Here is a 20,742-nt window from a genome sequence, read left to right as displayed (position 1 = left end):
ACTGTCACTGTGTGGGAATTGGTCAAATCCGGCGGCTGGATGATGTTGCCGATCATTCTGAGTTCCATCGCGGCCATGGCGATCGTCGCCGAGCGCCTGTGGACACTGCGCGCCAGTCGCGTCACCCCCGAGCATCTGCTGGGTCAGGTCTGGGTCTGGATCAAGGACAAGCAGCTCAACAAGGAAAAACTCAAGGAATTGCGCGCCAACTCGCCGCTGGGGGAAATCCTCGCCGCAGGCCTGGCCAACTCCAAGCATGGTCGCGAGATCATGAAAGAGTGCATCGAAGAGGCCGCCGCGCGGGTCATTCATGAACTCGAACGCTACATCAACGCCCTCGGCACCATCGCCGCCATGGCGCCGCTGCTCGGCCTGCTCGGTACCGTGTTGGGCATGATCGACATTTTCAGTGCCTTCACCGGGTCCGGCATGACCACCAATGCTTCGGTACTGGCCGGCGGTATTTCCAAAGCGCTGATCACGACCGCAGCGGGCCTGATGGTCGGTATTCCGGCGGTGTTCTTCCACCGCTTCCTGCAACGTCGTATCGACGAGCTGGTGGTCGGCATGGAGCAGGAAGCGATCAAACTGGTGGAAGTGGTGCAGGGCGACCGTGATGTCGATCTGGCCGAGGGCAAAGCGTGAAATTCCGTCGCAAGCCCCGGGAAACCGTGGACATCAACCTCGCGTCGCTGATCGACGTGGTGTTTATCCTGCTGCTGTTTTTCGTGGTCACTACCACCTTCACCCGCGAAACCCAGTTGCGCGTGGATCTGCCGGAAGCGGTCAGCGGTTCGCCTGCCGAAGATCAGCAGGTCAAACAGCTGGACGTTGCGATCAGTGCCGAAGGCGTGTTCTCGGTGAACAACAAGATTCTGCCGAAGAATGATCTGCCGACGCTGATGGAAGCCATGCAGAAAGAATCCAACGGCGACACCAATATGCCGCTGTCGATCAGTGCCGATGGCAAGGCCCAGCATCAATCGGTGATCACCGCCATGGACGCGGCCGGCAAGCTCGGTTTCAGCCATCTGCGCATGACCACGGTCGAGGCGGCGCCGAAATCCTGATGAGCCTGTCTGATCGCCTGCTCGCCGCGTGGTATCAGGGGCATCCGGCCCTGACGCTGCTGCGGCCGCTGGAAATGCTGTATCGCCGCGTGGTGATCAACAAGCGTCAGCGCTTTCTCGACGGTGATGGAGAGATCTACCAATCGCCCGTGCCGCTGATCGTGGTCGGCAATATCACCGTCGGTGGCACCGGCAAGACGCCGATGATTCTCTGGCTGATCGAACATTGCCGACGCCGTGGACTGCGCGTCGGCGTGGTCAGTCGCGGTTACGGCGCCAAACCGCCGCAACTGCCGTGGCGGGTTGAGGCCGAGCACAGCGCCGAGATTGCCGGTGACGAGCCGTTGCTGATCGTCCAGCGCACCGGCGTGCCGCTGATGATCGATCCTGATCGCAGCGCCGCCGTCAAAGCCTTGATCGCCAGCGAACCGCTGGATCTGATTCTGTCCGACGACGGCATGCAGCATTATCGCCTCGCGCGGGATCTGGAGCTGGTGCTGATCGACGCCGCACGGGGCCTGGGCAACCAGCGCTGTCTGCCGGCCGGGCCGTTGCGGGAGCCGGTCGAGCGCCTGCAAAGTGTCGATGGCGTGCTGTTCAACGGTGCCCTTGATGATCGCGACGATGGTTTCGCCTTCCGCCTGCAACCCACCGCGCTGGTCAACTTGCGCAGCGGCGAGCGTCAGTCGCTTGAGCATTTTCCGCCCGGGCAAGCGCTGCATGCGGTGGCCGGCATCGGCAATCCGCAACGTTTCTTCAATACCCTCGAAGCGCTAGACTGGCGGCCAGTCCCGCATGCGTTTGCCGACCACGCCGAGTACAGCGTGCAGGCGTTGAATTTCAACCCGTCATTGCCGTTGGTGATGACCGAAAAGGACGCGGTGAAGTGCCGTGCCTTCGCCGCTGCCGACTGGTGGTATCTGGCGGTCGATGCCGTGCCGTCGCCGGCCTTTGTGGCCTGGTTCGACACCCAGCTGATGCGCCTGTTGCCGGATCGTCTGCTGCCTTAACTCTTTTATTTCTGGGAATGTTCATGGACACCAAACTGCTCGACATCCTCGCTTGCCCCGTGTGCAAAGGCCCGCTCAAGCTCAGCGCCGACAAGACCGAACTGATCAGCAAGGGCGCCGGCCTGGCCTATCCGATCCGCGACGGCATCCCGGTGATGCTGGAAAGCGAAGCGCGCACCCTGACCACCGACGAGCGTCTGGATAAATGACCACAGCCTTCACCGTTGTCATCCCGTCGCGATTCGCCTCGACCCGTCTGCCGGGCAAGCCGTTGCTGGATATTGCCGGCAAGCCGATGATCCAGCATGTCTGGGAACAGGCGAGCAAAAGCAGCGCGACCCGCGTCGTGGTTGCCACCGATGACGCGCGCATCGTCGAGGCGTGCAAAAGCTTTGGCGCCGAAGTGGTGCTGACCCGTGAAGATCACAACTCCGGCACCGATCGTCTGGCCGAGGTCGCGGCTAAACTGGGCCTTGCGCCTGACGCGATCGTGGTCAACGTCCAAGGCGATGAGCCGCTGATTCCGCCAAGCGTGATTGATCAGGTCGCCGCTAACCTGGCCGCTCACACCGAAGCGCGCATGGCCACGCTGGCTGAGCCGATCGAAGACGTGGAAACCCTGTTCAACCCGAACGTTGTGAAGGTTTCCAGCGATATCAACGGTCTGGCCCTGACGTTCAGTCGTGCAACCTTGCCATGGGCTCGCGATGCATTTGCCAAGAGCCGCGAGCAGCTGCCGCAAGGCGTGCCCTATCGCCGCCACATCGGCATTTATGCCTATCGCGCCGGGTTCCTTCACGACTTCGTGAGCTGGGGACCGTGCTGGCTGGAAAACACCGAATCCCTCGAGCAACTGCGTGCCTTGTGGAACGGCGTGCGCATCCATGTTGCCGACGCGCTGATCGCGCCGCCGACCGGTGTCGACACCGTTGAAGACCTTGAGCGGGTTCGTCGCCTGCTGGGGGCCTGATGCGCGTTCTGTTTGTGTGCCTGGGCAACATCTGCCGTTCGCCCACCGCCGAAGGCGTGTTGCGCCACAAGTTGCGTGAAGCCGGGCTGGCAGATGTGGTCGAAGTGGCCTCCGCCGGCACCGGTGACTGGCACGTCGGCAACCCGCCGGACAAGCGCAGCCAGGCGGCGGCGAAACTGCGCGGTTATGACCTGTCGACGCAACGCGCGCAGCAGGTCAGCCGGGCCGATTTCGCCAGCTACGACCTGATTCTCGCCATGGACAACAGCAATCTGCGCAACCTCAAGGCTTTGCAGCCATCCACCGGCAGGGCCGAGCTGGATCTGTTCCTGCGTCGTTATGCCGGGCTGGTCGATGAAGTGCCGGACCCGTATTACGACGGCGATCAGGGTTTCGAGCAGGTGCTCGATCTGATCGAAGCGGCCTGCGACCAGTTGCTGATCGAAGTGAAGGGCCGTTTATGAGTTTGCAGGTGCAACCGCAAGTATCGTTGCTGGCCTTCAATACGTTCGGCGTCGATGTGCGCGCGCAGCTGTTTGCCGAAGCCCGCAGCGATGACGATGTCCGCGAAGCGCTGGCCTATGCCGCGGCCCATGACGTGCCGTTGCTGGTGATCGGCGGCGGCAGCAACTTGCTGCTCACGGCGGATATTCCGGCGTTGGTATTGCGCATGGCCACGCGCGGCATCCGCGTGCTCAGCGACGATGGCAGTCGCGTGGTGGTCGAGGCGGAAGCGGGCGAACCGTGGCACCCGTTCGTGCAGCACACGCTGGCCGAGGGTTTTGCCGGGCTGGAAAACCTCAGCCTGATTCCCGGCACCGTCGGCGCCGCGCCGATGCAGAACATCGGCGCCTATGGTGTCGAGATCAAGGACGTGTTTGCCGGCCTGACCGCGCTCGACCGCGAGAGCGGCGAACTGCGTGATTTCAGTCTGGAAGACTGCAACTTCGGCTACCGCGACAGCCTGTTCAAGCAGCAGCCGGGACGTTGGCTGATCCTGCGGGTGCGCTTCAAGCTTGATCGCGCAGCGCACCTGCATCTGGAATACGGCCCGGTCCGTCAGCGCCTGAGCGAGCAGGGCATCGAGCAGCCGACGCCCAGCGATGTCAGCCGCGCCATCTGCAGCATCCGCAGTGAAAAACTGCCGGACCCGGCGGTGCTCGGCAATGCCGGCAGCTTCTTCAAGAATCCGCTGGTGCCCGCCGCTGTCGTCACGCAGATCAAAGCGCAGCACCCGGATCTGGTGGCTTACCCGCAAGCCGATGGGCAGATGAAACTGGCCGCTGGCTGGCTGATCGAACGCGCCGGCTGGAAAGGCTTCCGCGATGGCGATGCCGGCGTGCACAAGTTGCAGGCGCTGGTGCTGGTCAACTACGGCACGGCCACCGGCCTGCAACTGCTCGACCTGGCGCAACGTATCCAGAAAGACATCGCCGAGCGCTTCCATGTCGAACTGGAAATGGAGCCCAATCGGTATTGAAGCAGCTGCAAGTTTCAAGCTTCGAGCGGCAAGCTGCACTGCGTCATAAGCTACCTGCCGCTCTTACTTGCAGCTTGTAGTTAGAAACTTGCAGCTAAAAAGCCCTGTATAAGCAGGGCTTTTTTGTTAATGCTGGGTTAACTTAGCCGCCTAACGATACCAATCATTTGCTCCACCCAAGGCGCGGTTGCGAGCTGCAATCTGCGAGCGAATCAGACGCGCCTTCACTTTGAGCTTGCAGCTTGCAGCTTGCCGCTAAGATGTAACCCATAACCACTAAAAAATATGCGGGCGTGCCCATGATTACCCTGAAACTCAACGGTCAAGACCACTCCCTCGATGTCACCGAAGACATGCCGCTGTTGTGGGCGATTCGTGACGTCGCCGGATACAACGGCACCAAATTCGGTTGCGGTATGGGCCTGTGCGGCGCCTGCACCATCCATATCGACGGCTTGCCGGCACGCAGTTGCATCACGCCGATCGGCTCGGTGATCGGCCAGAACGTCACCACCATCGATAATCTCCACGCCGACCCGGTGGGCAAGGTCGTGCAGCAGGCCTGGCTCGACAGTGCCGTGGCCCAATGTGGTTATTGCCAGGGCGGGCAGATCATGTCGGCCACCGCTCTGCTGAAAACCAATCCGAACCCCAGCGACGAGCAGATCGAAGAAGCCATGGTCGGCAACATCTGCCGCTGCGGCACCTACAACCGGATCAAAACCGCGATCCGCCAGGCCTCCACCCACCTGAAGGAGGTGAAGGCATGAGCCGTGTCCCGAATGATTTCGCCCTGAGCAACCTCAGCCGCCGTGGCTTTCTCAAAGGCGTCGGCGCCACCAGTGCGCTGGTCCTCGCCGCGAGCTGGGGCTGGCAGGATGCGCTGGCCGATGACGCTGCGAAGAAATTTGGCGCCGATGGCATGCCCAATGGCTGGATCGACGATCCCAAGGTCTACGTGAGCATTGCTGCCGATGGCAGCGTCACCGTGGTGTGCAACCGTTCGGAAATGGGCCAGGGCGTGCGCACCAGCCTGAGCATGGTAGTGGCCGATGAACTCGAGGCCGATTGGGCTCAGGTCAAAGTGCAGCAGGCGCCGGGTGACGAAGTGCGCTTCGGCAACCAGGACACCGATGGTTCGCGCAGCATGCGTCACTGGTACGAGCCGATGCGTCGTTGCGGCGCCGCCGCGCGGACCATGCTCGAACAGGCCGCCGCTGCGCAGTGGAAAGTGCCGGTTGGCGAATGCCATGCGCAGCTGCACAAAGTCATTCACAAACCGTCCGGCCGCGAACTGGGCTACGGCGAACTCGCCGCCGCCGCCAGTGCGCTGGCAGTACCGGCGCGTGACAGCCTGCGACTCAAGCAGCCGTCGGAATTTCGCTACATCGGTAAGGAAGGCACCAAGGCCATCGACGGTGCCGATATCGTCAATGGCCGCGCAGTGTACGGCGCCGACGTGCATTTTGACGGCATGCTCTACGCGACTATCGCTCGTCCGGCAGTGTATGGCGGCAAGGTCAAAAGCCTCGATGACAGCGCCGCGCTGAAAGTCCCCGGCGTGCTAAAAGTCATGCAGATCGAAGGCCGGCCGTTGCCGTCAGAGTTCCAGCCACTGGGCGGCGTCGCGGTTGTGGCCAGCAATACCTGGGCAGCGATCAAGGGCCGCGAGGCGCTGAAGATCGAGTGGGACGACGGCCCGAATGCCAGTTATGACTCGATTGCCTATCGCAAGGAGCTTGAAGCCGCGTCGCTGAAGGCCGGCAAAGTGGTGCGCAACACCGGTGATATCGACAAAGCCTTGAGCGGCGCCGCCAGCACCCTCGAAGCCTCGTACTATCTGCCGCATCTGGCGCAGGCGCCGATGGAACCGATGGTTGCCATTGCCCGTTACAAGGGCGGCGTGTGCGAGGCCTGGGCGCCGAGTCAGGCACCGCAGGTCACCCGCGAGCGCATCGCCGAGCGTCTGGGCGTGCCGTTCGAAAAGGTCACCGTCAACGTGACATTGCTGGGCGGTGGTTTCGGTCGCAAGTCGAAACCGGACTTCGTCGTCGAAGCGGCAATTCTCGCCAAGGAGTTTCCGGGCAAGGCTGTACGGGTGCAGTGGACGCGCGAAGACGACATCCACAACTCGTATTTCCACACCGTGTCGGCGGAGTATCTCAAGGCCGGAATCGACAAGAATGGCATGCCGTCCGGCTGGCTGCATCGCACCGTGGCGCCGAGCATCACCGCCTTGTTTGCGCCGGACATGAACCATGAGGCGGCGTTCGAGCTGGGCATGGGCTTTACCAACATGGCCTACGCAATTCCCAACGTGCGCCTGGAAAACCCCGAAGCCAAGGTACACACGCGGGTCGGCTGGTACCGCTCGGTGTCGAACATTCCCCACGGCTTTGCGATTCAGAGCTTCGTCGACGAACTGGCGCACAAGGCCGGTGAAGATCCGCTCAAGTACCAGATCAAATTGCTCGGCCCGGACCGGCAGATCGATCCACGCACCTTGAGCGAAGAGTGGAACTACGGCGAATCGCCCGAGCGTTATCCGATCGACACCGGGCGCATGCGCACCGTGCTGGAAACCGCCGCCAAGGCAGCCGGATGGGGACGCAAACTGCCCAAGGGTCGTGGCCTCGGTCTGGCAGTGCATTACAGCTTCGTCACCTATGTCGCGGCGGTGATCGAAGTCGAGGTCAAGGACGACGGTTCGCTGATCGTGCACAAGGCCGACATCGCCGTGGACTGCGGGCCGCAGATCAACCCTGAGCGCATCCGTTCGCAGTTCGAAGGTGCGTGCGTCATGGGCCTGGGCAACGCTGTGCTCGGTGAGATCAGCTTCAAGGACGGCAAAGTCCAGCAGGACAACTTCCATATGTACGAGGTCGCGCGCATGTCGCTGGCACCCAAGGAAGTCGCGGTGCATCTGGTGACGCCGCCGGGTGACGTGCCGTTGGGTGGCGTTGGTGAGCCGGGCGTGCCGCCGATTGCTCCGGCGCTGTGCAACGCGATCTTCGCCGCCACCGGCAAGCGTATCCGCAATCTGCCGGTGCGTTATCAGTTACAAGGCTGGCAGAAGGCGGAGGCGTAAATGGACAGCGTCGATCTCAACGTCCTGCGCAGCGTCCTCGAGTGGCGCCGCGCCGGACAGCGGGTGGTGCTGTTCAGCGTGGTGCAGACCTGGGGCACTGCGCCGCGTTCGCCCGGTGCCATGCTTGCCTTGCGCGAGGACGGCGTGGTGATCGGCTCGGTGTCGGGCGGCTGTGTCGAGGATGACTTGATCGCGCGGCTGCACGACGGCCGCATCGCCACCGATGGTCCGCCAGTGCAGATGATTACCTACGGCGTGACCCGCGAGGAGGCCGCGCGTTTCGGCCTGCCTTGCGGCGGCACTTTGCGCCTGACCGAAGAGCGCGTCGGTGACCCGGCGTGGGTGGCCGAGCTGCTGCAGCGTTGCGAAAACCATGAAATCGTTGCCCGGGAACTGAACATCGAAACCGGCGAGGTGCTGCTGGCTCCGGCGAGCAAGTCCGATTCGCTGGTGTTCGACGGCAAGGTTCTGCGGGCGATTTACGGTCCGCGCTGGCGCTTGTTGCTGATCGGTGCCGGGCAGTTGTCGCGCTACGTCGCCGACATGGCGCGGCTGCTGGATTTCGAAGTGCTGATCTGCGATCCGCGCACCGAGTTCGTTTACGGCTGGGAAGAGCAGCATGGCCGTTTCGTCCCCGGCATGCCGGACGAGGCGGTGCTGAACATCCAGACCGACGAGCGCACGGCAATTGTCGCTTTGACTCACGATCCACGCCTGGATGACATGGCTTTGCTCACCGCGCTCGACTCGCCGGCGTTCTATGTCGGCGCGCTCGGTTCGCGGGTCAACAGCCAGAAGCGCCGGGAAAACCTCGCTCAGCTAGGCTTGTCGCAAGCGTCGATTGATCGCTTGCACGGGCCGATCGGCCTGCACATCGGTAGTCATTCGCCGGCAGAGATCGCTTTGTCCTTGCTGGCGGAAATTGTTGCGATCAAGAACGGTGTGGAGTTGAAGCAGAAAAAACCGCTGGAGGGTTCATGAGCCATTCCATCGCAGTGGTCGTGCTGGCAGCAGGCGAGGGCAAACGCTTTCGCCAGATCGCCGGTCCCGACAAAGACAAATTGCTCGCTGATTGCACCGGGCGTGACGGCGCGGTGCGCTCGGTAATCGAGCAGGTGCTGGTGAACCTGCCGGCCAGTCTCGACAAGCGCGTACTGGTCACCACCGAAGCGCGACCACAGGCGATGCGCATGGCCCAGGCATATGGCTGCGACGTGGTGTCAATCGAGCCGACCGGCATGGGCGACAGCATCGCCGCAGGTGTTGCCGCTTGCCCTGACGCCGATGGCTGGTTGATTGTGCTCGGCGATATGCCGTTTATCTTGCCTTTGAGTATCGAGCGAGTGCTCGCGGCGATGGCTGATGACGCGGTGAGCGTGCCGGTGGTGAGTGGCGAGTTTGGCCATCCGGTGGGGTTTGGTCGTTCGTTTGCCGCGCAGTTGCAGGCGCTGACCGGCGATCGTGGCGCACGGCCGTTGTTTGCGCAGGGTAGGGTGGTGGAAGTAGCGGTGGAAGATCCTGGGGTGTTGTGGGATATCGATGTGCCTGAATCTCTGGTATTTCCTCAGCCCTGAGCCGTGTTGAAATTCCTTGTGGGAGCGAGCCTGCTCGCGAATGCGCTGGTTCAGTTACATGAATATTGTCTGACCCAGCGCTTTCGCGAGCAGGCTCGCTCCCACAAAGGTTGTGGATTATGCTGGTATTTCAGGCAATAAAAAGCCCCGCCAGGCTTTCACCGGGCGGGGCTTTTTAATGGCTTCAGGAATTACACGAGTGGTTTAGGCTCGTGCTCTTTTTCCTGGGCTTCTTCGCGCTGTTCAACCGCGTCCTGAACGGAGCGTGGTGCTTCAGCGATCACCGCTTCAACCGATGCTTCTTCCGCGACCGGGGCAGGGGCTGCCTCGATCACTTCAGCCGCAGCGGCTGGTTCGGCAGCCACTGGCGCTGCAGCGGCAGCCAGTTCGGCTTCCTTCTGCAGACGCTCGGCTTCACGCTTGCGACGACGCACTTCACGCGGGTCGTTTGGCGCACGGCCGTTTGGCGTCAGGGCGCTGACCGGAGCCGGCGCTTCAACCACTGGCGCTGGCGCTTCGACTGCGGCTGGCGCTTCTTCAACCTGAGCTTCGGCAACCGGAGTTTCAACCACTGGTGTCGGCGCCGGCTCCGCTGCTGCAACTACTGGCTCGGAAACCATGGCCTGCGGCACTTCGGCTTCAGCGACTGGCGCTGGAGCTTCGGTGACGGCTGGCTCGGCAACCCAGTTGAACGCAGTCTGCTCTTCGCGAACTTCACGCACGGTTCTGGTCACGTTTTCGCTGACGGTTTCTACAGCTGGCTCAGTGATGGCCGCTGGCGCTTCGACGACAGCTTCCGGTTCGGCAGCCGCTTCAACCTGAGGCTGAGCTTCGCGGACCGGAGCGACTTCGATTTCCGGCGCAGCAGTCACTTCCACTGGAGTGGTGGCTTCGACAACCGGCGCTTCGACTGGAGCAGTTTCCAGTGTGGCGGCAGTGGCGCGTTCAGCCTGCTCGTGAGCTTCGGCTTCTGCCGGAGCGCTGATGGTGCTGCTGGCAACGGCAGCGGTGACAGCCAGGCCAGCGGCCAGATCGGCAGTGCTTGGCTCGCCAGCGTTTTCAGCGGACTCGGATTCTTCCGAACCTTCGATCACGTTGCCGTTGGCATCACGTTGACGCTCGCGACGGTTGCTGCGACGGCGCTGACCACGGGAGCGACGACGTGGACGATCGTCTTCGGCGTTGTCCTGACCGTCTTCCGGCAGTTGCTCTTCGTTGTTGCTGTTCACTTCTTCTTCAGCAACGGCAGCAGCGGCCTGCTCGGCACGCGGTTGACGCTCTTCACGCGGCGGACGCGGAGCGCGTTCTTCGCGTGGCTGACGGGCCGGACGCTCTTCAGCGGTCACGGCAGCAACAGCTGCGGCTGGCGCGGCGTCCAGCGGCTCGCGCAGTTCACGCACGCGTTCTTCACGCTCACCACGCGGCTTGCGATCTTCACGCGGTGCACGCGGTGCACGTTCTTCACGCGGGGCACGTGGTGCGCGCTCTTCGCGGGCTACCGGCGCTTCGCTGCGGGTTTCACGCGGCTCACGGGCTTCACGTGGCTGACGCTCTTCGCGCGGCTCGCGTGGTGCGCGCTCTTCACGTGGAGCACGTTCTTCGCGCGGCTTGCGTTCTTCATCGCGGCGACCGTTACGGTTGCGGCTCTGCTGACGACCGTTGCGGCGCTCTTCGTTACGCGCTGGACGCTCGGTGGCAGCCGGTTTCGCAACAGCGACCGGTGCGGCTGGCTCTTCCTTGGTGGCGAACAGGCTGACCAGCGACTTCACCAGACCCTTGAACAGGCTTGGCTCTGGCGCGGCAGCTGGTGCTGGAGCAGGTGCGGCAGGTGCAACTTCAGTCGGCACCGGTGCGTTGGCACGGGCCGGCGCAGTTTTCACCGCAGCTTCCTGGCGAACCAGAGTGCGGGTCGCAGCGGCTGGCTGGACTTCTTCGACTTCGGCAGCGGCGGCAGCGATTTCGTAGCTGGACTGGTTGGTCGCGGCTTCCGGGCTGTCGTCACGCAGACGCTGAACTTCGAAGTGCGGCGTTTCGAGGTGATCGTTCGGCAGAATGACGATACGGGCACGGGTGCGCAGTTCGATCTTGGTGATCGAGTTGCGTTTTTCGTTGAGCAGGAACGCAGCGACCGGGATCGGCACTTGCGCGCGAACTTCGGCGGTGCGGTCCTTCAGGGCTTCTTCTTCGATCAGGCGCAGGATGGCCAGCGACAGCGATTCAACGTCACGGATGATGCCGGTGCCGTTGCAACGCGGGCAGACGATGCCGCTGCTTTCACCCAGCGATGGACGCAGGCGCTGACGGGACATTTCCAGCAGGCCGAAACGCGAGATGCGACCGATCTGCACGCGGGCACGGTCAGCTTCCAGGCATTCGCGGACTTTCTCTTCCACGGCGCGCTGGTTCTTGGCCGGGGTCATGTCGATGAAGTCGATGACGATCAGGCCGCCGATGTCGCGCAGGCGCAACTGACGGGCGATTTCTTCGGCGGCTTCAAGGTTGGTCTGCAGGGCGGTTTCTTCGATGTCGCTGCCTTTGGTGGCACGCGCCGAGTTGATGTCGATGGACACCAGGGCTTCGGTCGGATCGATGACGATGGAGCCGCCGGAAGGCAGTTCGACGACGCGCTGGAATGCGGTCTCGATCTGGCTTTCGATCTGGAAACGGTTGAACAGCGGCACGCTGTCTTCGTACAGCTTGATTTTGCTGGCGTACTGCGGCATCACCTGGCGGATGAAGGTCAGGGCTTCGTCCTGGGCTTCAACGCTGTCGATCAGCACTTCGCCGATGTCCTGGCGCAGGTAATCGCGGATGGCGCGGATGATCACGTTGCTTTCCTGGTAGATCAGGAATGGCGCGGAGCGATCCAGCGAGGCTTCTTTGATGGCGGTCCACAGTTGCAGCAGGTAGTCGAGGTCCCACTGCATTTCTTCGCTGCTGCGGCCCAGGCCGGCAGTGCGCACGATCAGACCCATGTCGGCCGGAGCGACCAGACCGTTCAGCGCTTCACGCAGTTCGTTGCGCTCTTCGCCTTCGATGCGACGGGAGATGCCGCCGGCACGCGGGTTGTTCGGCATCAGTACGAGGTAACGACCGGCCAGGCTGATGAAGGTGGTCAGGGCGGCGCCCTTGTTGCCACGTTCTTCTTTCTCGACCTGAACGATGACTTCCTGGCCTTCGCTCAGGACGTCCTTGATGTTGACGCGGCCTTCGGGGGCTTTCTTGAAGTATTCGCGGGAGATTTCTTTGAGGGGCAGGAAGCCGTGGCGCTCGGAGCCGAAATCGACAAAGGCAGCCTCAAGGCTTGGTTCGATGCGAGTGATACGGCCTTTATAGATGTTGGCCTTTTTCTGCTCGCGTGCACCGGATTCGATGTCCAGGTCGTAGAGGCGTTGGCCATCTACCAGTGCAACACGCAACTCTTCGGGTTGAGTTGCGTTAATCAGCATTCTTTTCATGTAGTACCGTCGGTTTCCGGGCTGCCGGAAACGGCGTTCGGCACACACGACTTCTCACGGTCGGTGTCAGGTGCGTCGGGAGTGGTTGGCCATTCCCGTGTCCAGCGATGTGCGGCCAATTGGGCCGATACCGCGACGTACGCGTCCTGCTTGCTGTGGCTACTTAAGCACTCAGTCAGGAGGAGGAATCAACCAGCGGCTGTGGACGAGATGAAGCGTCTTGATCAAAGCTTGTTGCTACACAGTCCGGCGGTTGTGCATCTCCACCCTACACGTATCCCTGATAATTCGGGTGCTGCCGCGCGCAGAATCCGCAGCGGGTTGGCATTTACCGTGAGCTCCGAAAGGGGAGGTCACGCATCATGGCTAATTCAGGCGATGTTTCCGAAGCAATCGCTCGGGGTCATTCGCAGTCGACTGCACTTTGTGAACTGGCCTTGAATGTTGCCTGCCGGGCGAGTCAGAACTCTGCTCGGCGGTGTAATTCAGGCCTCATGTCACCTGCGCTCGTTACAACCGCAAACTCCACCGTTACGTAGCGAAAGCCCCGTAGGACGGCCTCGCGCCCTGGTGAATTGCGTTGGTCAGGGCCGGTCTTTGACCGTGGTTCCGCTGTCCAGGCCGCTTTTGGCGGCGTTCGCGACTATAGCAGCAATGATTAAGTGCTTCAATTCCATAAAAATTGTTATCATCCGCGGCATGACAACTACTGCCCCTTCGACTCCAGGCGTTCAACTGCTTGAAGTCTCGCCGGAGTATGCCGGCCAACGAATCGACAACTTTCTCCTCGCCCGGCTCAAAGGCGTGCCCAAGACCTTGATTTACCGCATTTTGCGCAAAGGCGAAGTGCGCGTGAACAAAGGTCGGATCAAGCCCGAATACAAGCTGCAGGCCGGCGACATCGTGCGCGTGCCGCCGGTTCGCGTGCCTGAGCGCGACGAACCGGTGCCGCTGGCGCAAGGGCTGTTGCAGCGTCTGGAAGCCTCGATCGTCTTCGAAGACAAGGCCCTGATCGTGATCAACAAGCCCGCCGGCATTGCGGTGCATGGCGGCAGCGGGCTGAATTTCGGCGTGATCGAAGCCTTTCGTCAGCTGCGTCCCGACGCCAAGGAGCTGGAGCTGGTTCACCGTCTCGACCGTGACACCTCCGGCCTGCTGATGATCGCCAAAAAACGCAGCATGTTGCGCCACCTGCACGAGCAGTTGCGCGGCGACGGCGTCGACAAGCGCTACATGGCGCTGGTCCGTGGCAACTGGGCAACCTCGATCAAGCAGGTTCGCGCACCGTTGCTCAAGAGCAATCTGCGCTCCGGCGAGCGCATGGTCGAAGTTAACGATGAAGGCAAAGAAGCCCTGACGCTGTTCAAGGTGCTGCGCCGCTTCGGCGATTTTGCCACCATGGTCGAGGCGAAACCGGTTACCGGTCGTACCCACCAGATTCGCGTGCACACCTTGCATGCTGGCCATTGCATTGCCGGTGACAGCAAGTATGGCGACGAGGATTTCACCAAGGAAATCCGCGATTTGGGTGGTAAGCGCCTGTTCCTGCACGCTTACATGCTGACCGTGCCGCTGCCCGACGGCGGCAAGCTGAATCTGCAAGCGCCCGTCGATGAAATGTGGGCCAAAACCGTGGAGCGATTGAGTGCGCCCATCTGATTACAAGCTGTTGATTTTCGACTGGGACGGCACCCTTGCCGATTCCATTCATCGGATCGTCGAGGCGATGCACTCGGCGTCCGGGCGTTCCGGTTTCGAGCTGCGCGATGACTTCGCCGTCAAAGGCATCATCGGTCTCGGCTTGCCGGAAGCGATTCGTACGCTGTATCCCGAAATCAGCGACGCAGAAATGCTCGCGTTTCGCGAGTACTACGCCGATCACTACATCGCTGCCGAAGCCGTGCCTTCGCCGCTGTTCGAGGGCGTGGTCGAGTCGATGGCATCGTTTCGCGAGCAGGGTTATCACCTGGCGGTAGCGACCGGCAAGAACCGTCGCGGGCTGGATCGGGTGCTCAAGGCCAATGGCTGGGAAGATTATTTCGATATCACCCGGGCCGCCGATGAAACTGCCAGCAAGCCGCACCCTCTGATGCTTGAGCAGATTGTCAGCCACTGCGGCGTACGCCCGGAGCAGGCGTTGATGGTCGGTGATTCGTCGTTCGATCTGCTGATGGCACGCAACGCGGGGATGGATTCGGTGGCGGTCAGTTATGGCGCGCAATCGATCGAGTCCCTGCAGCAGTTCGAGCCACGCCTGTCGATCGACCGTTTTTCTGAATTGCACGCCTGGCTGGGTCAGCGGGCTTAATACGTTTTTGCTGGGGTAGATGGCATGACCGACGAATGGAAAGCACCGGCCAAGGCAAGTGCCGACGACGGTGACGCGAAAAGCTGGAAGCTGTTGGAAAAGACTTTGCTGGCCGGCGTGCAGGAACAACGCCGTTCGCGGCGCTGGGGGATTTTCTTCAAGCTGCTGACGTTTGTTTATCTTTTTGTTGCGCTGCTGCTGTTCACGCCGCTGATGGACATGGAAAAAAGCGCCACCCGCGGCCCGAACTACACGGCGTTGATCGAGATTGACGGTGTGATCGCCGACAAGGAGCCGGCCAGCGCCGACAATATCGTTGGCAGCCTGCGTGCGGCGTTCGAAGACAAAAAGGTCAAGGGCGTGGTCCTGCGCATCAACAGTCCGGGCGGCAGTCCGGTGCAGTCCGGTTATGTCTATGACGAGATCAAGCGTCTGCGAGCTTTGCACCCGGAGATCAAGCTCTACGCAGTGATTTCCGATCTTGGTGCTTCGGGCGCCTATTACATCGCCAGCGCGGCGGATCAGATCTACGCCGACAAGGCCAGTCTGGTCGGCTCGATCGGCGTGACGGCGGCGGGTTACGGTTTCGTCGGCACCATGGAGAAACTCGGCGTTGAGCGTCGCACCTACACCTCGGGCGAACACAAGGCATTTCTGGATCCGTTCCAGCCGCAAAAGCCTGAAGAAACCGCATTCTGGCAAAGCGTGCTCGACACCACGCACAAGCAGTTCATCAACAGCGTCAAGCAGGGTCGTGGTGATCGCCTGAAGGACAAAGAGCATCCGGAGCTGTTTTCCGGGCTGGTCTGGTCGGGTGAGCAGGCGCTGCCGCTGGGCCTGATCGATGGCTTGGGCAGTGCCAGTTCGGTGGCGCGCGATGTGATTGGCGAGAAGGAGCTGGTGGACTTCACCGTGCAGGAATCGCCGTTCGATCGCTTCTCGAAAAAGCTCGGCGCCAGCGTGGCCGAGCAGTTGGCGATGTGGATGGGTTTCCACGGGCCGTCGTTGCGTTAAGTGTTCGCAGCATGGAAAACACCGGCTTTCAAGGCCGGTTTTTTGATTCAGGGAATCTGCACGCCTTCGACCAGCAACATATCGATCAGGCGAATCAGCGGCAGGCCGATCAGGCTGGTGGCATCCGGGCCTTCGGTCGATTGAAACAGGCTCACGCCCAGTCCTTCGGCCTTGAAGCTGCCGGCGCAGTCGTACGGTTGCTCGATGCGCAGGTAGCGTTCGATGCGCGCCTGATCCAGCTGACGCATGTGCACGGTAAACGGCACGCAGTCGACCTGGCATTGCCCGGTCTGGCTGTTGAGCAGTGCCAGGCCGGTCAGGAAGGTCACGCTCGCGCCGCTGGCCGCCATCAATTGCTCGCGAGCCTTTTCGAAGGTGTGCGGCTTGCCGATGATCTGTTCGCCCAGGACGGCGACCTGATCCGAGCCAATGATCAGATGAGCAGGGTGGCTGTCCGCCAAGGCCCGGGCCTTTTCTTCGGCGAGGCGTTTGACCAGGTCGATTGCGGACTCGCCCGGGCGATGGCTTTCGTCGATGTCCGGCGAGCTGCAGACGAACGGCAAATGCAGGCGGGCGAGCAATTCGCGGCGATAAGTCGAGCTTGAAGCGAGTAATAAAGGCAGCATGGACGTCTCCTGAGGCAGGTGCGGATTCTAGCGGAGGCGCGCAAGTGACGGACAGGGCACAATTTCCTTTGACATGGGTGGGTGCATCCCTATAATGCTGCGCCTATGTTGAATGACCCGATTCCACCTCACGTTGACCCGCGCAAATTGGCTGACCGTGGCACCACCCTTCAAGGTGAACTGCTGCTGGCCGATTTGAAGAGACTCTGCGACCCGCTTTCCGACGATGTCGGTACGGTGCAGGCCAAATTCGTTTTTGAACGAGATGAACGTAAGTCTGTGGTCATCCACAGCTTTATCGACACCGAAGTCAAAATGGTTTGCCAGCGTTGTCTTGAGCTGGTCACCCTGCCGATCCACAGCGAATGCAGTTACGCGGTGGTGAAGGAGGGTGCGAATACCCAGTCGTTGCCGAAAGGTTATGACGTGCTGGAACTGGGCGAAGATCCATTGGATCTGCAGTCACTGATCGAGGAGGAGCTTCTGCTCGCCTTGCCCATTGTGCCTGCTCATCATCCGGAAGAATGCCAGCAGCCGGCGGGAGCAGATGAGCCCGAACCGAGCGAGGACGAGGTAACGCGGTCCAACCCGTTCAGTGTATTGGCGCAGTTAAAGCGTGACCCAAACGTTTAGGAGTTAATCAATTATGGCTGTTCAGCAGAACAAAAAATCCCGCTCTGCCCGTGACATGCGCCGTTCGCACGACGCTCTCGAGGCTAGCACCCTGTCTGTAGAAAAAACCACTGGTGAAGTTCACCTGCGTCACCACGTATCGCCAGAAGGCGTTTACCGTGGCCGTAAAGTGATCGACAAGGGCGCTGACGAGTAATCACTTGTCTGCTCAAGTCATCGCGATTGACGCAATGGGCGGGGACTTCGGTCCCCGCAGCATTGTTCAGGCCAGTCTCGCTTGCCTGTCTGCTACACCCTCGCTGCACCTGACCCTCGTCGGTCAACCCTCCCTTCTTGAAGAACTGATCCACGGCCAGTCTGCTGCCGATCGCGCGCGCCTGACGATTGTTGCGGCCAGCGAAGTCATCACCATGGACGAAAAACCTGCACAGGCCCTGCGTGGCAAGCCGGATTCATCGATGCGTGTCGCCCTCGAACTGCTGCGCGATGGCAAGGTGCAGGCCTGTGTCAGTGCCGGCAATACCGGTGCGTTGATGGCCTTGTCGCGTTTCGTGTTGAAGACATTGCCGGGCATTGATCGTCCGGCCATGGTCGCGGCGATTCCGACGCAGACCGGTTATTGCCAGCTGCTTGATCTGGGCGCCAACGTCGATTGCAGTGCCGAGCATCTGTTGCAGTTCGCGGTGATGGGTTCGGTGGCCGCGCAGACTTTGGGTATCGCCCGTCCGCGTGTGGCACTGCTGAACATCGGCACTGAAGACATCAAGGGCAATCAGCAGGTCAAACTGGCCGCCACGCTGTTGCAGGCTGCGCGCGGGATCAACTACATCGGCTTTGTCGAAGGCGATGGCTTGTACCGCGGTGAGGCCGACGTGGTGGTGTGTGACGGCTTCGTCGGCAACATCCTGCTCAAGTCCAGCGAAGGTCTGGCGACGATGATTGCCGCGCGCATCGAGGCCCTGTTCAAGAAAAACTTGGCCTCGCGCGCTGTCGGCGCTCTCGCGCTGCCGTTGATGAAGCGTCTGCAAGCTGATCTGGCCCCGGCGCGACATAATGGCGCAAGCTTTCTCGGCTTGCAGGGCATCGTTGTGAAAAGCCACGGATCGGCCGGGGTGCAGGGCTTTCAGAGTGCCATTCAACGGGCGCTGATCGAGATTCAGGAGAACCTGCCCGAGCGTCTCCACGGTCGTCTGGAGGAACTGTTGTCTTAGGCGTTTTCGTCGGACAATGCTTAAATGTGACCGCCCGGTTCAAAGGGCCATCCAAACTGTCAGTTTCTGGCGTCCCCAACGGGACGTTATTTTCCGACGACAAGATCATTAGGGGCTTGTTACATGTCTGCTTCCCTCGCATTCGTCTTTCCAGGACAGGGTTCGCAGTCCCTCGGCATGCTGGCCGAGCTGGGCGCGCAACATCCGCTGATCCTCGAAACCTTTCAAGAAGCCTCTGCTGCGCTGGGCTACGACCTGTGGGCACTGACCCAACAGGGTCCGGAAGAGCTGCTCAATCAAACCGACAAAACCCAACCGGCCATTCTGACCGCTTCGATCGCCCTGTGGCGTCTGTGGCTGGCCGAAGGCGGCGCGCGTCCGGCATTCGTCGCCGGTCATAGTCTGGGTGAATACAGCGCGCTGGTCGCTGCCGGCAGCCTGAGCCTGGCTGACGCGGTCAAGCTCGTCGAGCGCCGTGGCCAGTTGATGCAGGAAGCGGTGCCGGCCGGGCAGGGCGGCATGGCCGCGATCCTCGGCCTGGAAGATGCCGACGTGCTGGCTGCCTGCGCCGAAGCGGCGCAAGGCGAAGTCGTCAGCGCAGTGAATTTCAACTCGCCGGGCCAAGTGGTGATCGCCGGTGCCAAGGCTGCCGTCGAGCGCGCCATCGAGGGTTGCAAGGCCCGTGGTGCCAAGCGCGCCATGCCATTGCCGGTGAGCGTGCCGTCGCACTGCGAGCTGATGCGTCCGGCTGCCGAGCGCTTCGCTGAATCCATCGCCGCCATCGACTGGCAGGCGCCGCAGATCCCGGTGGTGCAGAACGTCAGCGCACAAGTGCCAGCTGATCTGGAAACCCTCAAGCGCGATCTGCTCGAACAGCTCTACAAGCCAGTGCGCTGGGTTGAATCGGTACAGACTTTGGCCGCCAAGGGCGCGACCAATCTGGTCGAATGCGGCCCGGGCAAAGTCCTTGCTGGCCTGAACAAACGTTGCGCCGAAGGCGTTTCGACTTCCAATCTCAATACCCCAGATGCCTTCGCTGCCGCTCGCGCAGCGCAGGCCTGAATCAGGAGAAACTTGCATGAGTCTGCAAGGTAAAGTTGCACTGGTCACCGGTGCAAGCCGCGGTATCGGCCAGGCCATCGCGCTGGAACTGGGTCGTCAGGGCGCCATCGTTGTCGGCACCGCGACCTCCGCGTCGGGCGCCGAGCGCATTGCCGCGACCCTGAAGGAAAACGGTATCCAGGGCGCCGGTTTCGAACTCAATGTCACCAGCGACGAATCGGTCAGCGCCGTGCTGGCAGGCATTCAGGAGCAGTTCGGTGCGCCGGTGGCGATTCTGGTCAATAATGCCGGTATCACCCGCGATAACCTGATGATGCGCATGAAAGACGACGAGTGGTACGACGTGATCGATACCAACCTGAACAGTCTGTATCGCCTGTCCAAGGGCGTTTTACGTGGCATGACCAAGGCGCGCTGGGGTCGAATTATCAGTATTGGCTCGGTAGTGGGTGCCATGGGCAACGCCGGCCAAGTAAACTATGCAGCCGCCAAGGCCGGTCTGGAAGGTTTCAGCCGGGCGATGGCGCGTGAAGTCGGTTCGCGTTCGATTACGGTCAACTCGGTAACCCCAGGGTTCATCGACACCGATATGACCCGCGAGCTGCCTGAAGCACAGCGTGAAGCCTTGCAGACGCAGATTCCGCTGGGTCGTCTGGGGCAAGCTCAAGAGATCGCGTCCGTGGTCGCTTTTCTTGCATCCGACGGTGCGGCATACGTTACCGGGGCTACAATCCCGGTGAACGGTGGGATGTACATGTAAGTAAAATGTGACGGATTGCTTCAAAAAAATGTCATACGAGCTGTCTAAAATCCGTTATAAAGCTGCAATCTATTTATAGGCAGAGGGCCGCAGGGTTTGAGGAGTGAAGCTTTCAGTTGAAAAACTGAAAAGGCTTTCTATACACTTACCCACTGGCCAGCTGCCTGAATTTGTCCATTAGGAGTGAAAACAAGGTATGAGCACCATCGAAGAGCGCGTCAAGAAAATCGTTGCCGAGCAACTGGGTGTTAAAGAAGAAGAAGTGGTCAACACCGCTTCCTTCGTAGAAGACCTGGGTGCCGACTCCCTTGACACCGTTGAGCTGGTGATGGCTCTGGAAGAGGAATTCGAGACCGAAATCCCTGACGAAGAAGCTGAAAAGATCACTACTGTACAAGCTGCAATCGACTACGTTACCAGCCACCAGGCGTAACAGTTTGTAATCGTTGCTTGCTGTCATGGAAAAACCGCACTGCCA

At 61.1% G+C, this 20,742-nt stretch carries 22 protein-coding genes; 20 read left to right on the top strand and 2 right to left on the bottom strand.

Annotated features, from left to right (window positions below):
• Positions 1 to 9: 9 nt before the first annotated feature.
• The 11 genes from BXA01_RS08230 to BXA01_RS08180 all read left to right on the top strand — a co-directional run bounded on the left by BXA01_RS08230 (position 10) and on the right by BXA01_RS08180 (position 9,192).
• Entirely contained in the window at positions 10 to 645 is a 636-nt protein-coding gene (locus BXA01_RS08230) for a MotA/TolQ/ExbB proton channel family protein (RefSeq protein WP_016771007.1), read from the top strand.
• Complete coding sequence (locus tag BXA01_RS08225; protein WP_041479458.1) at positions 642 to 1,070, top strand: ExbD/TolR family protein; 429 nt, start codon at positions 642 to 644, stop codon at positions 1,068 to 1,070. Before BXA01_RS08230 ends, BXA01_RS08225 begins: the two co-directional genes overlap by 4 nt.
• Positions 1,070 to 2,080, top strand: a complete 1,011-nt coding sequence (gene lpxK / locus BXA01_RS08220; protein ID WP_076563816.1) for a tetraacyldisaccharide 4'-kinase — start codon at positions 1,070 to 1,072, stop codon at positions 2,078 to 2,080. Before BXA01_RS08225 ends, lpxK begins: the two co-directional genes overlap by 1 nt.
• A 23-nt stretch (positions 2,081 to 2,103) precedes the next feature.
• Positions 2,104 to 2,289: a Trm112 family protein gene (locus BXA01_RS08215; RefSeq protein ID WP_003179363.1), complete on the top strand. Its 186-nt coding sequence runs from the start codon at positions 2,104 to 2,106 to the stop codon at positions 2,287 to 2,289.
• Positions 2,286 to 3,050: a 3-deoxy-manno-octulosonate cytidylyltransferase gene (gene kdsB, locus BXA01_RS08210; protein WP_076563815.1), complete on the top strand. Its 765-nt coding sequence runs from the start codon at positions 2,286 to 2,288 to the stop codon at positions 3,048 to 3,050. Before BXA01_RS08215 ends, kdsB begins: the two co-directional genes overlap by 4 nt.
• Positions 3,050 to 3,514, top strand: a complete 465-nt coding sequence (locus tag BXA01_RS08205; protein ID WP_076563814.1) for a low molecular weight protein-tyrosine-phosphatase — start codon at positions 3,050 to 3,052, stop codon at positions 3,512 to 3,514. Before kdsB ends, BXA01_RS08205 begins: the two co-directional genes overlap by 1 nt.
• Positions 3,511 to 4,530, top strand: coding sequence for a UDP-N-acetylmuramate dehydrogenase (gene murB / locus BXA01_RS08200; RefSeq protein WP_076563813.1), 1,020 nt, complete (start codon positions 3,511 to 3,513; stop codon positions 4,528 to 4,530). The genes BXA01_RS08205 and murB overlap by 4 nt, the downstream gene beginning before the upstream one ends.
• A 299-nt stretch (positions 4,531 to 4,829) precedes the next feature.
• Positions 4,830 to 5,300, top strand: a complete 471-nt coding sequence (locus BXA01_RS08195; RefSeq protein ID WP_016771000.1) for a (2Fe-2S)-binding protein — start codon at positions 4,830 to 4,832, stop codon at positions 5,298 to 5,300.
• Complete coding sequence (locus BXA01_RS08190) at positions 5,297 to 7,618, top strand: xanthine dehydrogenase family protein molybdopterin-binding subunit (RefSeq protein ID WP_076563812.1); 2,322 nt, start codon at positions 5,297 to 5,299, stop codon at positions 7,616 to 7,618. Before BXA01_RS08195 ends, BXA01_RS08190 begins: the two co-directional genes overlap by 4 nt.
• Positions 7,619 to 8,599, top strand: a complete 981-nt coding sequence (locus BXA01_RS08185; RefSeq protein ID WP_076563811.1) for an XdhC family protein — start codon at positions 7,619 to 7,621, stop codon at positions 8,597 to 8,599.
• On the top strand, positions 8,596 to 9,192 hold the full coding sequence (locus BXA01_RS08180) for a nucleotidyltransferase family protein (protein ID WP_076563810.1): 597 nt from the start codon (positions 8,596 to 8,598) through the stop codon (positions 9,190 to 9,192). The genes BXA01_RS08185 and BXA01_RS08180 overlap by 4 nt, the downstream gene beginning before the upstream one ends.
• A gap of 191 nt (positions 9,193 to 9,383) precedes the next feature.
• Here BXA01_RS08180 and rne read toward each other — a convergent pair whose 3' ends face one another.
• The gene (gene rne / locus BXA01_RS08175; protein ID WP_076563809.1) at positions 9,384 to 12,650 is read right to left on the bottom strand and encodes a ribonuclease E; all 3,267 of its coding nucleotides are present in this window, start codon (positions 12,648 to 12,650) and stop codon (positions 9,384 to 9,386) included.
• A 699-nt stretch (positions 12,651 to 13,349) separates the two neighbouring features.
• On the opposite strand from rne, the gene rluC reads away from it, so the two are divergent.
• From rluC to sppA, 3 genes are read left to right on the top strand one after another with little or no spacing between them, the layout of a single operon-like run.
• Positions 13,350 to 14,309: a 23S rRNA pseudouridine(955/2504/2580) synthase RluC gene (gene rluC, locus BXA01_RS08165; RefSeq protein ID WP_016770994.1), complete on the top strand. Its 960-nt coding sequence runs from the start codon at positions 13,350 to 13,352 to the stop codon at positions 14,307 to 14,309.
• On the top strand, positions 14,296 to 14,958 hold the full coding sequence (locus tag BXA01_RS08160; RefSeq protein WP_016770993.1) for an HAD-IA family hydrolase: 663 nt from the start codon (positions 14,296 to 14,298) through the stop codon (positions 14,956 to 14,958). Before rluC ends, BXA01_RS08160 begins: the two co-directional genes overlap by 14 nt.
• 24 nt (positions 14,959 to 14,982) lie before the next feature.
• The gene (gene sppA / locus BXA01_RS08155) at positions 14,983 to 15,972 is read left to right on the top strand and encodes a signal peptide peptidase SppA (RefSeq protein ID WP_076563808.1); all 990 of its coding nucleotides are present in this window, start codon (positions 14,983 to 14,985) and stop codon (positions 15,970 to 15,972) included.
• Between the two features lie 47 nt (positions 15,973 to 16,019).
• Here the strand turns inward: sppA and BXA01_RS08150 are convergent, their stop codons facing one another.
• Complete coding sequence (locus BXA01_RS08150; protein ID WP_071173215.1) at positions 16,020 to 16,598, bottom strand: Maf family protein; 579 nt, start codon at positions 16,596 to 16,598, stop codon at positions 16,020 to 16,022.
• 105 nt (positions 16,599 to 16,703) lie between these two features.
• Here BXA01_RS08150 and BXA01_RS08145 point away from each other — a divergent pair, with 105 nt between their 5' ends.
• From BXA01_RS08145 to acpP, 6 genes are all read left to right on the top strand, one after another.
• Positions 16,704 to 17,231 carry a YceD family protein gene (locus BXA01_RS08145; protein ID WP_003204262.1) on the top strand — a complete coding sequence of 176 codons (528 nt, stop codon included), beginning with the start codon at positions 16,704 to 16,706 and terminating at the stop codon, positions 17,229 to 17,231.
• Between the two features lie 13 nt (positions 17,232 to 17,244).
• Positions 17,245 to 17,427 (top strand): 50S ribosomal protein L32, encoded by a 183-nt coding sequence (gene rpmF, locus BXA01_RS08140; RefSeq protein WP_003179396.1) that lies wholly within the window; start codon positions 17,245 to 17,247, stop codon positions 17,425 to 17,427.
• A 4-nt stretch (positions 17,428 to 17,431) separates the two neighbouring features.
• Positions 17,432 to 18,442, top strand: coding sequence for a phosphate acyltransferase PlsX (gene plsX / locus BXA01_RS08135; RefSeq protein WP_076563807.1), 1,011 nt, complete (start codon positions 17,432 to 17,434; stop codon positions 18,440 to 18,442).
• 123 nt (positions 18,443 to 18,565) lie between these two features.
• Positions 18,566 to 19,504, top strand: a complete 939-nt coding sequence (fabD, locus tag BXA01_RS08130) for an ACP S-malonyltransferase (RefSeq protein ID WP_024013921.1) — start codon at positions 18,566 to 18,568, stop codon at positions 19,502 to 19,504.
• Between the two features lie 16 nt (positions 19,505 to 19,520).
• Positions 19,521 to 20,264, top strand: coding sequence for a 3-oxoacyl-ACP reductase FabG (gene fabG, locus BXA01_RS08125; protein ID WP_016770989.1), 744 nt, complete (start codon positions 19,521 to 19,523; stop codon positions 20,262 to 20,264).
• Between the two features lie 196 nt (positions 20,265 to 20,460).
• Complete coding sequence (acpP, locus tag BXA01_RS08120; RefSeq protein WP_003175607.1) at positions 20,461 to 20,697, top strand: acyl carrier protein; 237 nt, start codon at positions 20,461 to 20,463, stop codon at positions 20,695 to 20,697.
• Positions 20,698 to 20,742 lie beyond the last annotated feature (45 nt).

It is taken from the genome of Pseudomonas sp. B10 (genome assembly GCF_900156235.1).
Taxonomy (GTDB): Bacteria; Pseudomonadota; Gammaproteobacteria; order Pseudomonadales; family Pseudomonadaceae; genus Aquipseudomonas; species Aquipseudomonas siliginis.
The sequence above is the reverse complement of the archived record's forward strand: the minus strand, read 5'-3'. Positions and strand labels throughout refer to the sequence as shown.

Coding starts and splice junctions, on each gene's coding strand:
- rpmF (WP_003179396.1), top strand. CDS start 17,245: ATGGCTGTTCAGCAGAACAAAAAATCCCGCTCTGCCCGTGACATGCGC.
- BXA01_RS08215 (WP_003179363.1), top strand. CDS start 2,104: ATGGACACCAAACTGCTCGACATCCTCGCTTGCCCCGTGTGCAAAGGC.
- BXA01_RS08145 (WP_003204262.1), top strand. CDS start 16,704: ATGTTGAATGACCCGATTCCACCTCACGTTGACCCGCGCAAATTGGCT.
- rluC (WP_016770994.1), top strand. CDS start 13,350: ATGACAACTACTGCCCCTTCGACTCCAGGCGTTCAACTGCTTGAAGTC.
- BXA01_RS08195 (WP_016771000.1), top strand. CDS start 4,830: ATGATTACCCTGAAACTCAACGGTCAAGACCACTCCCTCGATGTCACC.
- fabG (WP_016770989.1), top strand. CDS start 19,521: ATGAGTCTGCAAGGTAAAGTTGCACTGGTCACCGGTGCAAGCCGCGGT.
- BXA01_RS08180 (WP_076563810.1), top strand. CDS start 8,596: ATGAGCCATTCCATCGCAGTGGTCGTGCTGGCAGCAGGCGAGGGCAAA.
- BXA01_RS08205 (WP_076563814.1), top strand. CDS start 3,050: ATGCGCGTTCTGTTTGTGTGCCTGGGCAACATCTGCCGTTCGCCCACC.
- kdsB (WP_076563815.1), top strand. CDS start 2,286: ATGACCACAGCCTTCACCGTTGTCATCCCGTCGCGATTCGCCTCGACC.
- murB (WP_076563813.1), top strand. CDS start 3,511: ATGAGTTTGCAGGTGCAACCGCAAGTATCGTTGCTGGCCTTCAATACG.
- lpxK (WP_076563816.1), top strand. CDS start 1,070: ATGAGCCTGTCTGATCGCCTGCTCGCCGCGTGGTATCAGGGGCATCCG.
- BXA01_RS08185 (WP_076563811.1), top strand. CDS start 7,619: ATGGACAGCGTCGATCTCAACGTCCTGCGCAGCGTCCTCGAGTGGCGC.
- sppA (WP_076563808.1), top strand. CDS start 14,983: ATGACCGACGAATGGAAAGCACCGGCCAAGGCAAGTGCCGACGACGGT.
- fabD (WP_024013921.1), top strand. CDS start 18,566: ATGTCTGCTTCCCTCGCATTCGTCTTTCCAGGACAGGGTTCGCAGTCC.
- BXA01_RS08190 (WP_076563812.1), top strand. CDS start 5,297: ATGAGCCGTGTCCCGAATGATTTCGCCCTGAGCAACCTCAGCCGCCGT.
- rne (WP_076563809.1), bottom strand. CDS start 12,650: ATGAAAAGAATGCTGATTAACGCAACTCAACCCGAAGAGTTGCGTGTT.
- BXA01_RS08150 (WP_071173215.1), bottom strand. CDS start 16,598: ATGCTGCCTTTATTACTCGCTTCAAGCTCGACTTATCGCCGCGAATTG.
- acpP (WP_003175607.1), top strand. CDS start 20,461: ATGAGCACCATCGAAGAGCGCGTCAAGAAAATCGTTGCCGAGCAACTG.